This window comes from Phenylobacterium deserti (assembly GCF_003254705.1).
Lineage (GTDB): Bacteria > Pseudomonadota > Alphaproteobacteria > Caulobacterales > Caulobacteraceae > Phenylobacterium > Phenylobacterium deserti.
In genome coordinates this window covers 304191-316851 of record NZ_QFYR01000002.1, presented here as the reverse complement: position 1 = coordinate 316851, position 12661 = coordinate 304191, and the positions used below count along the sequence as shown (strand labels likewise).

10 protein-coding genes are annotated in these 12661 nt (G+C 70.0%); 4 read left to right on the top strand and 6 right to left on the bottom strand.

Annotation, left to right across the window (positions count from 1 at the left end; translation table 11 throughout):
* Positions 1-38: 38 nt before the first annotated feature.
* Entirely contained in the window at positions 39-1370 is a 1332-nt protein-coding gene (locus DJ018_RS11190; RefSeq protein WP_240609538.1) for a cytochrome P450, read from the top strand.
* A 135-nt stretch (positions 1371-1505) separates the two neighbouring features.
* Here DJ018_RS11190 and DJ018_RS11185 read toward each other — a convergent pair whose 3' ends face one another.
* The 6 genes from DJ018_RS11185 to DJ018_RS19190 form a co-directional block, all read right to left on the bottom strand.
* Positions 1506-2666, bottom strand: a complete 1161-nt coding sequence (locus DJ018_RS11185) for a hypothetical protein (protein WP_111515029.1) — start codon at positions 2664-2666, stop codon at positions 1506-1508.
* Positions 2663-4309 carry an alkaline phosphatase D family protein gene (locus DJ018_RS11180; protein WP_111515028.1) on the bottom strand — a complete coding sequence of 549 codons (1647 nt, stop codon included), beginning with the start codon at positions 4307-4309 and terminating at the stop codon, positions 2663-2665. Before DJ018_RS11180 ends, DJ018_RS11185 begins: the two co-directional genes overlap by 4 nt.
* A 57-nt stretch (positions 4310-4366) precedes the next feature.
* Complete coding sequence (locus DJ018_RS11175; RefSeq protein WP_111515027.1) at positions 4367-7603, bottom strand: carboxypeptidase regulatory-like domain-containing protein; 3237 nt, start codon at positions 7601-7603, stop codon at positions 4367-4369.
* Positions 7604-7695: 92 nt separating this feature from the next.
* Positions 7696-8682 (bottom strand): FecR family protein, encoded by a 987-nt coding sequence (locus DJ018_RS11170; protein WP_111515026.1) that lies wholly within the window; start codon positions 8680-8682, stop codon positions 7696-7698.
* Positions 8651-9253, bottom strand: a complete 603-nt coding sequence (locus tag DJ018_RS11165) for an RNA polymerase sigma factor (protein WP_111515025.1) — start codon at positions 9251-9253, stop codon at positions 8651-8653. The genes DJ018_RS11170 and DJ018_RS11165 overlap by 32 nt, the downstream gene beginning before the upstream one ends.
* Before the next feature lie 112 nt (positions 9254-9365).
* On the bottom strand, positions 9366-9551 hold the full coding sequence (locus DJ018_RS19190) for a hypothetical protein (RefSeq protein ID WP_165842890.1): 186 nt from the start codon (positions 9549-9551) through the stop codon (positions 9366-9368).
* A gap of 263 nt (positions 9552-9814) precedes the next feature.
* On the opposite strand from DJ018_RS19190, the gene DJ018_RS11155 reads away from it, so the two are divergent.
* The 3 genes from DJ018_RS11155 (at position 9815) to DJ018_RS11145 (ending at position 12574) form a co-directional block, all read left to right on the top strand.
* Positions 9815-10303 carry a hypothetical protein gene (locus DJ018_RS11155; protein WP_111515024.1) on the top strand — a complete coding sequence of 163 codons (489 nt, stop codon included), beginning with the start codon at positions 9815-9817 and terminating at the stop codon, positions 10301-10303.
* Between the two features lie 422 nt (positions 10304-10725).
* Positions 10726-11283, top strand: coding sequence for a TetR/AcrR family transcriptional regulator (locus DJ018_RS11150; protein WP_205853751.1), 558 nt, complete (start codon positions 10726-10728; stop codon positions 11281-11283).
* A 142-nt stretch (positions 11284-11425) separates the two neighbouring features.
* Positions 11426-12574, top strand: coding sequence for an efflux RND transporter periplasmic adaptor subunit (locus DJ018_RS11145; protein ID WP_111515022.1), 1149 nt, complete (start codon positions 11426-11428; stop codon positions 12572-12574).
* The last annotated feature ends 87 nt before the right edge of the window (positions 12575-12661 follow it).

Genomic DNA, 12661 nt, shown 5'->3' with positions numbered 1-12661 from the left:
TTGTCTTATCAGAGATGGTGAGGTGGCGCTTGAAGAGCATGCTTGCCGATGAGCTTTTCTGTCCCTCAGCTCCCGGACCGAGACGTCTTACGCCGTGGCGACGCCTTCAGCTCGCCGTCACACGTTCGATCGAAAGCTGGCCGCCGGCCGTGTTCGAGGAGCCATTCTATCGACCTCCGCTGCCCGGCGCTCCGCTCTTCGTCATGGATCCCGTCGCCATCCATGAGGTCTTAGTCCACCAAGCCGAGACCTTTGTGCATGGCGCGCTGTGGCGTCGGATCACCCGGCCGATTTGGGGCCGTGGGCTCGCGGTTTCTGAAGGGGCTGAATGGGCGCGGCAACGACGATTAGCTGCGCCGGCTTTTCGGCCCGCCGAGATGAAACAATTCGGCCCTGTGGCGAGCCGAGCCGCGGAACGCCTGCTGAAGCGATGGCGACTGCAGGGACCGGAAGTGGTGCAGGACGTCTACGAAGGCGCCCTGCTTTGGGCCTTTGACGCCTTCGTCGACAGCTTCTTCTCCCCAGGGAAGGCGGAAGGGCTCGAGCGTAACGAGCTTCTGGCCCACCTTCGAGGGCTGCTGAAGCAGGCAGGCACGATGCGGCTGAGCTATTTCCTCGCGCCGGACGCTCACCACGATGGTCGCCCGAGCCCGGCCGCAGCAAACCTGACTGCGTTCCGACAAGGCGTACGGCGGCTGATTTGCGCTTCGCTAGAGAATGGCGGCAGCAACTTAACGCGCAGCCTGACGACCGACCCCGACCTCCTCGAAGACAACGTGTCCGGCTATCTTGCAGCCGGACACGACACCTCGGCCGTGAGCTTGGCCTGGGCGGTGTTCCTCGCGTCCTCGGACCTGAGCATCGCCGCAGCGCTCAGAGCCGAGGCGAAAAGCGTGATCGGCGAAGGGCCGCTCCAGCCTGAGCATGTGGAACAGCTTGTCTCCACGCGGCAGGTGATTTGCGAAGCCCTTCGTCTCTACCCCCCTGCGTACATGATGACCCGTGTCTGCACGGGGGACGCGCGCTTGGGGCCGCATGTCCTCAAGAGCGGCGATCGGGTGGTGATCCCCACCTACGCGCTCCATCGTCATCGCCGCTGGTGGACCGAGCCGGACGCTTTCAAGCCATCCAGGTTTGCTCCAAGCGCATCGCCGCCTGACCGTCACCTCTACATGCCTTTCGGAGCAGGGCCTCGCATCTGCATCGGTGCTGCGTTCGCGATCACAGAGCTTACAGCGGCTCTAGCTACGCTCTTTAGATCCGCACGGTTTGAGCTGGCTGGCGAGCCGCCGTGGCCGATCACCGACCTTTCGCTGCGCCCCTTAGGTGGACTGCCGATGAAGATCACCATCGATGGTGAAGTGCCCTGACCGACTGAACCCGCAATCAGATCTACGGGCGTAACCGTGCAGCGGTCCAAGCGTGAAGCAGACCTCGCGAGCGTCGGTTTACGACCCATAGCGGACACTCTCGCGCCGGGTCGCCGCCTCCTGCTTCCACCAACGTCAGCGATCTATCGACATAACGGGCGCGAAGGGCGCATGCGGATCGCCTGTCCAGCGCATGAGCGTCAGGTCGGCGGTCTGCAGATCGCCGCGCCGGCCGTTCGCCGCCAGGTACCAGAGGCCGTCGCCGAGGGGCTGCATCCCGACGTCCGCCTTCTGGTTCCAGCCGCGAACGCCCGTCGCCGGATCCCGCAAGCCGTCTGCCGCCAGCGGCAGCAGGGCGCCGCGGGCCCACCCCTCGCCCGCGGCAGACGTTACACCCACGAGATCCCCCTCCACCGGCCGCGCGCGGGCTTCCACCGCGAACAGGCCGTAGTTCGGAAAGCCGGGCTTCCGCCCGCGGTAGACCCCCATGAACCAGCGCTGCTGGGCGCTGTCGTAGGCCAGGTTCTGCACGCCGTAGGTGGTGTTGCCGGTGCGCACGAACACCTTCGCCCGGGGCTCCGCCGGACCGCTGCGGTGAGGCGCGGCCTCGGTAAGCGGCCGGGCGAGGCGCCCCCAGCCGGCCACGTCGTACTGCAGCAGGATCTGGTGGTCGTTGTCGGCGCGGTCGACCGAACCATAGATGCCGTAGGCCACCGTCAGAAAGCGCTTGCCGTCCGTGCGGCCGAACGCCGGGCCGAACGCCACCCCGTCGATGCCCGAGCACCCGAAGCGGTGATCGGGCGACGCGGCGGCGTCCTTGCGGAACCTGCCGTCGTCGCCGTCGAAGCGGCCGTCGCCATTCACGTCCGCGGCGTAGTCCTCCGCCACCTCCGAGAGGTAGACGGTCCGGAAGAGGTCCGAAGCGCTCGCCTGCACGCCCACCCGGTCCAGGCGGGCGGCATCGATCACCGCGATGTAGAAGGCCTTGTCCGCCTTGTACTCCAGCGAGCCGTAGACCTTCCCGTCCGCCGGATTGAAGTCGAGGTCGCCGAGGTGGCCGGTCCAGCCGACCAGGGTGCCGACCAGCCGGCCCTGGAAGTCGTATTTCGCCAGCAGGTTGGTGAAGGAGTAATAGATGTAGCCGCCCTTCAGGTCGACGGCGACACCCTGCACGTGGCCGGACGGCCAGGCCCCGCCGTTCTGGTTCAGGGGCGGTGTCGGCGAGACCCTCGGGCCTTCGGCCTGGGCCGGCGCCGCGACGGCCGCCAGCAGCAGCAGGGGCAGCAGGCGCTTCATACCTGAGCGCCTTCCGCGGCGAAGGCGTTGCGGCCGCGCTCCACCTGCATCCGATGCGTTCCCGCAAGGGTGAGATCGCGGGACCTGATGGTGCGCAGGAACCGCCATTCCCCGACGACCCGCTGGGGCGTCACCTCCAGCATCATGTAGCCGCGCCGGCTGGTGTCGGCCCAGCCCAGCTCGGGATTGGCGGCGACAAAGCCGCGGGCGACCACAGCAGGGTTTGCGCCGAAGTCGCCCTCGGCGCCGTTCGAGGTCACGCTCTGGCCGGCGAACTCGACTCCGGCGGGGCGGCCGCCCTCCACCAGCGAATAGGCCCAGGCGTTGTGGCTGTCGCCGGCGATCATCACGAGATTGGCGTCCGCCGCCTGGGCCGACTGCAGCAGGCGGGCGCGGGCGGCCGGATAGCCGTCCCAACGGTCCATCCACATCGGCATGCCGAGCTTCGCCGCCCGAATGTAATTGTCGTACTTGGCGACCGTCCGGGCGCCGGCGTCCGGGCGCAACCACGTCAGGCCCTCGGCGGGCATCACCGTCCGGCCAAGGATGGTCCCCATGCCGACCAGCTGCCATGCCGAGGTGCGGGCGTTGGCCTTCAGCTCGCGCCGCAGCCAGCTCTCCTGGTCTGAGCCGAGCATGGTGGCGGACGGGTCGCGCCATGCGCCGTCCCGGAACTGCTCGAGCGCCCGATCCGGATCCGCCGCCCGGAAGGCGGCGCCGATGTCGGCCGGCTGCGTGCGGGCCAGCAGCCGCGACTCCGTCCGGTAGAGGGTCGCGAGGCTGCCGATCCGGTAGGACGCCCAGGGCGCCTCGGAGACCGGCATCCACTCACGGTAGACCTGCATGGCGGCGGCTTTGCGCGCGGTCCAGTCCCCCTCCTTGGCCGGCTGGTGGTTCTGCGCTCCGCCTTCCCAACTGTCGTTGGTGGACTCGTGGTCGTCCCACAGGGCCACCATGGGCGCCATCTGGTGCAGACGCTGCAGGTCCGGATCGGCGCGGTAGCAGGCGAAGCGCAGCCGGTAGTCCGCCGCGGCAAGGATTTCGTGCTCCGGCTGCAGGCTGCGCCCGGGCGTCCACGCCGCCTCGCGGATCGAGGCCGGACCGTATTCGTAGATGTAGTCGCCGGTGTGCAGCCACAGGTCCAGGTCGCCCTGCTCGGCCGCATGGCCGTAGGCGTTGAACCAGCCGTACGGCAGGTTCGAACAGGAGAAGACCGCCAGCCGGAAGCGACGCGCCTCGCCGGCCGGCAGGGTCTTGGTCCGTCCCACCGGCGAGGTCGCCCCGTCCGGGGCGATGAAGCGGTACCAGTGCACCGTCCCGGGCCGCAGCCCGTCCACCGTGATCTTGGCCGTCCAGTCCCGGAAGGCGCCGGTGCGCACCGCGCCGCCCCCCACCACACGGCGGAAATCCGCATCGAGCGCGACCTCCACCTGCAGGGTCGCCGTGGCCGCGCCGTCGCGGGGCACATAGCGCGTCCACAGCAGCATGCTGTCGGCGCCCGGCTCGCCGCTCGCCACGCTGTGGGTGAAGCCGGAGGCGGCGAGCACCTCCGCCGCCAGGCTGCGGCCTGCGGTCAGCGCCAGGGCGCCCAGCCCCATCGCGCCGCCCAGAACCAGGCGGCGACGATCCATCGTCAGAACCATGAGGTCTCCCCTCGCCGGCCGCGCGGCCGGACAACGCTTGGGTTTGCGAAAGACGGCCTAGAAGACGCCCTTGACCCCGACGTTCCACATGGAGCCGTAGATGCTGTACTGCTGCAGGCGCGTGGACACGTTCGAGTAGATCACGTCCGGCGCATTGAAGATGTTGCGGCCCGCCAGCATCACGTCGAAGCGATCATTCAGCCGGTAGCTGGCGCTGATGTTCCACATCTCCCGGGGCGCGTGGTACAGGATGCCGTTGTTGGCCGTGGTCGGCGTGTTGTTCAGACCGCTGGTCCGGTACTTGGACTGCCGGTTGCCGGTCAGCTGGATGTCGAACGGCCCGTAGCTGTAGCGGACACCCCAGTTGGCGGCGGTCTTCGGCAGGTTCACCCGCTCGCCATCGGGATCGACCCGGGTGATCGAGCCGCGCAGGCCCAGCCCCCGCAGCGCGCCCGGCAGGAAGGTCAGCTGCTGGTCGTACTCGAAGGTCAGGCCCTTGTTGGTGCTGACCCCCGGGGCGTTCTGGGCGCTGCGGAAGGTGTAGCCGGCGTAGTCCTCGGCGCTGTAGCCGACCTCCGCCGGATCCACCGTCAGGCCGGTAACCTGCATGTCCTTCATGTCGAGCACGTAGTAGGACAGCGCCACGATGCCGGACGGCTCCAGATAGTACTGCAGGCTGGCGTAATACTTGGTCGAGTGCTCCGGCTTCAGCTCCGGGTTGGGCACGCTGACGATCAGGTTGTTGTCGTCCACCGACACCACGCCGCCAAGGTTGCCGTAGTCCGGCCGCAGGATGGACTGGCTGAACGCCAGCTGGCCCACCAGCCGCCGCGAGAAGTCGTACTTCACCCCGCCGCTCAGGAACCAGTCAGCGTACTCGCCCTTGCGCGCCGAATAGGTCCCGTTGCGGTACTGGTAGAGCAGGCCCTGCACCGTGCTGGTGGACAGGCCGGCCGCGGTGACCTCCCGCGCCGGGCGGATGTCGGCCACCCGCGCCTCGGTGCGGGTCCGCTCATAGCGCAGCCCCAGGTCGAAGGCGGCGCGGCCCAGGCGTGTCTGGCCTTCCAGATAGGCCGCCTCGACCCGCTCCTCGATGCGCTTGTTGTTGTCCAGCAGCCGCTTCAGGTTGCCCACCGTGTCGGGCACGAAGTACTCGGGGTGCGCCTGGTAGATGTCGTAGACGGCGTAGTTGCTGTCGGCCCGCCAGTTCTGGGCGTTCATGTTTCCGGCGTCGAAGCCGTGGATGCTGAAATCGTAGTTCCGCGTCCAGGGGATCACCGCCTCCGGCGCCCGCTGGGTCAGGTCGCCCGTCGGCCCGACATACTGGAACTGGCGGTAGGAGCCCTCATTGGTCTTCCAGGCGTTGCGCCGGGCCCCGACGCCGGCCAGCAGCGTCACGGGGACCTCGCCGATGTTCAGCCGTTTCTTCAGGTCCAGATTGCCGGTCAGCATGCTGTTCTGGGCGTCGGACTCCGAGGTGCGGATGTTGTTGCCGATATCGTCGTCCCGGTTGAAGCTTGTGGGGTCTCCCCAGGGGCGGCCCGCCGTCTGCTGCAGCACCCAGGCCCGGGAGTCCTCGGAGGCGCGGTCCAGCGTGAAGCCGATGCGCGTCAGATAGCTGTCCGTCCGCTGGAAGAAGCCCTTGCTGTTGTCGCGGAAATTGAACTCCGAGCTCGAGTAGCTGGTCCGCAGCGCCGCCTCGAAGGTCTCGCCCTTGTACTCCAGCCGGGGCGCGATGAGGTAGGAGGGGGTGCCGGCGTAACGATGCGAATACTGGGTGTGCAGCCGGGTGTTCGTACCGTTCGGGTTCACCACGATGTGGGTGGGCGTGGAGTCCGCCGTCGCCTGGGTGGCCGTGGCGCTGCCGAAAATCAGGTAAGTGTACTGGTTGAAGTACTCGACGTCGTAGAACGAGTAGGTGCTGCGCAGCGAGAGGGTCAGCTCGTCGGTGATCCGGTAGTCGGCGCTCAGGTTGGCCGCCTCCCGGTGGGTGAACTTCGGCCCCGGCCGCCACATGACCTGGTAGGGCAGCACCCGGCCGCCCGGCAGGTAGGACCAGTCGACCTGCACCCGGTCCTGCTGGACGTAGTTGGCGTTGTAGCTGGCGTTGAACGCCACCCCGAGCCGCCCTCCGAGGAACACGTCGGCGTAGCCGATCTGGCCAGACGGGAAGATCCGCGAATGCTTGCGGTCGTCGGGGAAATAGGCCCGCGACAGGCCGCTGTCCGAGGTGCCCACCGCGCCCGCTTGGAAGCGCACCTCCCGGCCGGAACGCTGGAAGGCGTACTTGCTGCGCAGGTTGATCGAGCCGCCGGGCGCGTCGGCGTCCATGCTGGCGGTCAGGGTGTTGTTCAGCTCGATGGACTCGATGCCGGTGATCGACATCTGTTCGAAGGAGTTCTGCCGCCCGGCATTGTTGTTCGAGGTGGCGGTGGCGAGCCGCGCCCCGTCCACCGTGAAGGTCGAGTACTTCGGGTCGAGGCCGCCGATCCGCACCGCCGTGGCGTCCACCTCGGTGTAGTCCAGGGAGATGCCGGGCATCTGCTTCATGAACTCGCCCACGTCGCCCATGGTCAGGGCGCCGTAGTTGTCGGCCGCCACCACGTTCTTGGCGTTCAGCGAGGCCCGCCGCTCCATGATCGCCGCCGCCTGCCCCTGCCGGCGGGCCACGATGGTCAGCGCCTCGACCTCGCCGGCCCCGTCGGCCGCATAGGCCAGCGGCCGCAGCTGGACGTCGAGATGCGCCACCCCGCCCGGCTCGACCTGCGCGGTCGCCACCGCGTCCTGCATGCCGGTGTACTTCACCGTCACGGTGACCGCACCGGCCGGCACGCCGCTCAGGCGGAAGGCGCCGCCCTCGTCGGTGAGCACCGCCGCCGCCCCGTCCACGCGGACCTCGGCGTTGCGGACGTAGTCGCCCGTGACGGGGTTGAGCACCCTGCCGGTGACGGCCCCGCGGCCGTTGGCCGGGGTCTCCGCGCCCGCCGGACGCCGGGAGCGCAGGGTGACTACCTGGCCGTCGTCGCTGACGATCTCCAGCGGCGTGCCGGCGATCAGCCGGCGCAGCGCCTCGCGGGTCTCCATAGTCCCGGACAGTGCGGGCGTGCGGACCTCCGCCAGGTCGCGGGCCGAGGCGATGATCTGAATCTGCGCCTGGCGGGCCAGCTCCGGGATGGCCTTCACCGCCGGCTGCGCCGGGATGTCGAAGGTGCGCACCTGGGCGTGGGCCGGCGCGGCCGCGGCCAGCGCCAGCACGACGGCGGTGGTGGACAGGATGGAATGACGGAAGAACACGCTCTCAGGCCCCCTCTGCACGCGGCCCGCGCCGCGCCCTTGGAACCTGAGAGGGCTTCAGCTTCGCGCTTCCGCCTCCTGTCGGGAAAATTTCACAAAGGAGAAGCCGGCCGGTGGAGCACGAGGGCGCCCCGCACTTCGGTCACCTGGGCGCCGAACACCCCGGCCACGGCCCGGGCGAAGCCCGCCGGGTCGCTGGCCGCGAACAGGCCGGTGACCGGTTCGCGGGCGAGCTCGGGGTCGAGGATCTCGATGCGCGTGCGGCTGTAGCGGGCGAACTCGGCGGCGGCTTGATCGAGCCGCTCGCCTTCGAAGGCGATCTTGCCGTCGCGCCAGGCGAGCTGCCGCACGACCACGTCGGGCGCCACGGTCTGCGGCCGCCCGCCGGCCGCCGCGCCGGCTGGCGCCGTCAGCCGCATGTTGGCCTTCAGCAGCACCGGCTCGCGCCCCTCCACGAGCAATCCGCCCTGGTCCACGAGGATGTCCACCGGCGCGCCACGCAGCCGCCGGACCCGGAAGGCGGCCTGCCGCGCGCGCAGGGCCTCCCCCTGGACGTCCAGCACGAAGGGACGCGCCGGGTCGGGCACGACGGTGACATAGACCTCGCCGTAGTCCAGCGCCACGCGCCGCACCCGTCCGTTGTAGCGCACGCGAAGGCGGGTGTCGGTGTTCAGCAGGACGGTGGATCCGTCGTCCAGCGTCACCCGCCGCCCCTCGCCGACCTCGGTGGTGATGGCGCCGGCCGCCGGAACGCCGACCGCCAGAGCCGCCACCGCCGCTGCGGCGGCCGTCCCGGCTCCGCCCCAGGCAAGCATGCGCCGGCGCGAGGGGCCGGGCGGCGCCGGGACGGCGGGCGCGACAAAGGCGTCAGGATCGAAGCCGGACCCGAGCGCCTGCCCCTTCTCGCTCAACAGCGAAAGGGCCTGCGCGCGCAGCAGCGCGCCGCGCCGGCGGGGATCGCCGGTCAGCCAGGCCTCCAGCGCCTCCGCCTCCTCGTCCGACAGCGGCCCACGATCCAGCCGGGCGGTCCAGACGGCGGCCGCCGCGTCAATGGATCGACTGGACTCTGGGTGGGCCATCTGACGGCGCGATCTCCGGTTGTCTTTGCTTAGAGGCCTCGAGCCCGGTGTTTCCGCCATCGGCGAACCACTCGATCAGGAATCGAAGGCCCCGGGCGATGTGCTTCTCCACCGTGTTCTCAGAGATGGCCATGCGTCTTGCGATCTCGCGCTGCGACAGGCCTTCCACCCGCCGCAGGACGAAGGCTTCGCGGGTCTTGGCCGGCATGGCGGCGATCGCCTGCGCCAGCCAGCGCAGCTGGTCGCGATCGATCGCCACCCGCTCCGGCGACGGCTCCTCGTCCGCCTGCTCAAGCTGGGTCAGGTCGTCCAGCAGGTGGATGGACACCACACGCGCGCGGCGCGCATGCCGGGTGATCACCGAGCGCGCCACCTGGAAGAGGTAGGCGCGCGGGAACTGGATGTCGGCCACGCTCGGCAGGTCGGCCAGCACCGCATAGGCCTCTTGGATCACGTCCTCGAGGTCCAGGCCGGGCGGCCGATGGCGCGCGAGCCAACGCCGCAGTCCCGGCTCATGCGGCAGGACGTGGCGGAGGAACCACTGGGTTCGCTCCGGATCGATCGCCCGCATCGCCCCTCCCCGCGCCGCTTCGGCAGAGGCCGGTCCCTGCACGCGGGGCCCCCGTTAGCGGGCGTATGTGACAACTCTTGCACCCCGGAGGCGGCCTGCTGGCGGCGGGCGGTCAGTCGTGCGTGCGGACATAGGCGACCGACACCGCCCCGCCCTGCAGGGTGATGAGGAAGTTGTCGCAGCCTCCGGCCTTGCCGTCCGCATCGCGCCCCACCTTCGCCCGGCTGCGAGCGCAGGCGGCGGCCCACCCCCATCCCAGCGGCCTCAACGCCGAGGGCTGCCACAACAACTGCCGCACCGGCGACTATCACTGTCACGGCGTGGGCTGCGAATAGCCGCGCTGGAGGAAGAACCAGCCACCTCGGTGATCCGGCCGGCTGCCGCCTTGTCCGATGACATACGGCCGACAACAAGCATGAACGGCGCAAGGACCGGACGAGAACGCGGCGGGAACCGCCTCAACCCGGCCGGAAAGGCGGCGCCGCCCACGATTGCAACCCTCATGGAGTCGCGGGCGCTTGATGTTCCCGCTATGTTCTGCACGCCCAACCCGAGCTCGTCATGGTGCAGCGCAATTACCTTGGCCTTGGCCAGCCTGGAGACGCCCTCAGGCACTTCGAGGCGCTGATCCCTCATGCGGAGCAGCTGATGCGTCTGCGCGCCGAGTGCCCGCGCCTGGGGCCCGACCATATGGCGTTGGGCATCGCGCTGGACGGGCTGGACACCGCCGCCTTCCACTTCACGCGGCGGCGACGCTTCTTCGAGGTGGACGTCCGGATGGAGACGCAACCCTCCGCGACCAGCAACCACCGGCTGGGCGACCGGACGGAGGCGATCGCAGCGTTCGAAGGGTTGCGTCCCTACTGGGCGGCCCTCCGGGCGCTGAAGGACCGGTGCCGGCCGTTCGGGCGCGACTATCTGGCCCTGCAGATCGCCACCCAGACGCTGGAGACGGCGGCCTACCACTTCACACGCATCGAGCGGTTCTACGCGCTTGGCGATCGCGGCGATCGTCTTCCGGGGAGCGGGCCTCCATCGCAGGGAGGCTGAGGTGGCGTCCCGGGAACCCGCCCCCATGCCTCATTAACGTCGGCGCCGCGTCCTGCCTTGCGAGAGGCGCAGCGTTGGCATCAGGAGCTGGCGCCTTCAGCCAAGCCGCTCGCTGAAGCTGGCGCGCGACCGCGCGGGCTCAGACCCAAGCAACGCCCGAGCACGCCGCATCCGTTCTCCCGAGGTCGGCCGCGCCGAGGGAGCAGGCGTCCCGATCGCGCGCCCCGCCGAGCTCGGGCGACGATCCGCATCGCGGCTGACGCTATTCGGCGACAACCCGCAGCGCGTGCCCAGGACCTGCGCCTCTTGAACCTCGCCGCCGCCCGCCAGCACTGGACCCCGTCACCGGCCAGGATTATCTAACGGTCGGTATGGAAGCCCTGGCCAAATCCTCTGCGCGCGGACGACCGCGAGAGTTCTGCGTGGACGCGGCGCTGGCCGCCGCGCTGCGCGTGTTCTGGAGCAAGGGCTACGAGGGCGCGTCCATGACCGACCTCACCGACGCCATGGGCGTCACCCGGCCCAGCCTTTATGCGGCGTTCGGCAACAAGGAAGAGCTCTTCAAGAAGACCCTCGACCTCTACGAGCGGGACAAGCTGGCCTTCATGCGCGCGGCGCTCGAGGCGCCGACCGCCAAAGGGGTGGCCGAACGGCTGCTGAACGGCGTGCTCGACATGCAGGTCGGCCCGGACCCGAAGGGCTGTCTCGGCGTGATCAGCTCCACCAACTGCGGCACGGAGGCCGAGTCGATCCGCGCCGAGGTGGTCAAGCGGCGCGCCTCATCCGACGCGGCCCTGCTCAGGCGCTTCGAGCAGGCCAAGGCCGACGGCGACTTCCCCGATCACGTCGAGCCCGCGGCGATGGTCAGCTATCTGAGCGCCGTCACGGGCGGGCTCTGCCTGCAGGCCGGCGCCGGCGCGCCCGTGGAGGCGCTGCGCAAGCTCGTCGACACCACGCTCGCCCTCTGGCCGAGCCGTTAGGTTCTCTGCGCCCGAGGTCCAAGAAAACTTATATACCGAACGGTCTAGAATCGATTGACGCGGCGCAGCATCAGCCCCTATTCCATACCGCACGGTAGATAATAGGGGCTCGCGCGGCGGGCTCCCGCTCGGAGCCTCCGCCATGTCCGACGTTTTCCCTTCCCGGGCGCTCGCGCTCGTCGCGGCCCTGTTCCTGGCCAGCTGCGGCGTCGATGCGCAGACCGCAGCCCCCGCCCCGCCGCCGCCGGTTGTCGAGGTGGCGCCCGTCGCCTTCGAGTCCCTGCCGCAGTGGAGCGACTTCACCGGCCGCCTGGAGGCGCTGGACGCGGTGTCGTTGCATCCAAGGGTGTCCGGCGAGATCGTCTCGGCCGCGTTCCAGGAGGGGGCGCGGGTCCGCAAGGGACAGCTGCTGTTCCAGATCGATCCCCGCCCCTTCCAGGCCGAGGTCGACCGCCAGCGGGCGGCCGTCGAACGCGCCGCGGCTACGGCGCAACTCGCCCGGGCCGACCAGGTCCGCGCCGAGCGCCTGATGGCCCAGGACGCCATCGCCCGCGACCAGGCCGAGCGGCTGACGGCGCAGGCCCGCGCAGCCCAGGCCGATCTGCAGGCCGCCCGCGCGGCCCTGCGCGCCGCCGAACTGAACCTCGCCTTCACGCGGGTGGTCTCGCCGATCGACGGCCGGGTCTCGCGGGCGCTGATCACCCGGGGCAATCTGGTGACGCCCTCGGATCTGCTGACCACCATCGTCTCGGACGGGCCGATCTACGCCGCGTTCAACACCGACGAGCAGACCTATCTGAAGTACGCCGCCGCGCAGCGCGGCGACGCAAGCCCCGTGCTCATGGGCCTGATGACCGAAGAGGGTTTCCCGCACCGCGGCCGCCTGCAGTTCATCGACAACGCCGTGGACGCCCGCAGCGGGACGATCGTCGCCCGCGCGGTGTTCGACAACCGCGACGCCGCCTTCACGCCGGGCCTGTTCGCCCGCGTGCGGCTGGTCAGCGGCGCGCCGCAGCCGGTCGCCCTGGTGCCCGAGCTGGCGCTCGGCACCGACCTCGGCAAGCGCTTCGTCCTGGTGGTCGGGCCGGGCGACAAAGTCCAGTACCGCGCGGTGACCCTCGGGCCGGCGGTGGGCGACTGGCGCGTCATCACCGCCGGCCTGAAACCCGGCGACCGGGTGGTCACGGCCGGCCTGCAGAAGGTCAAGCCCGGCGACGCCGTTCGTCCCAAGGCCGCCAGCCTGGCGCCCCGCACCGCCGCCGTGGACAGCCTGCGCGCCGCCGCCGGCTGAGCCCCACCGGCTGAGCCCTCACCCGGCGGACCAAGCTCCAACGCACGACCTGTCGACCGGCCGCGCCGCGCGCGGACCGCGCGACCC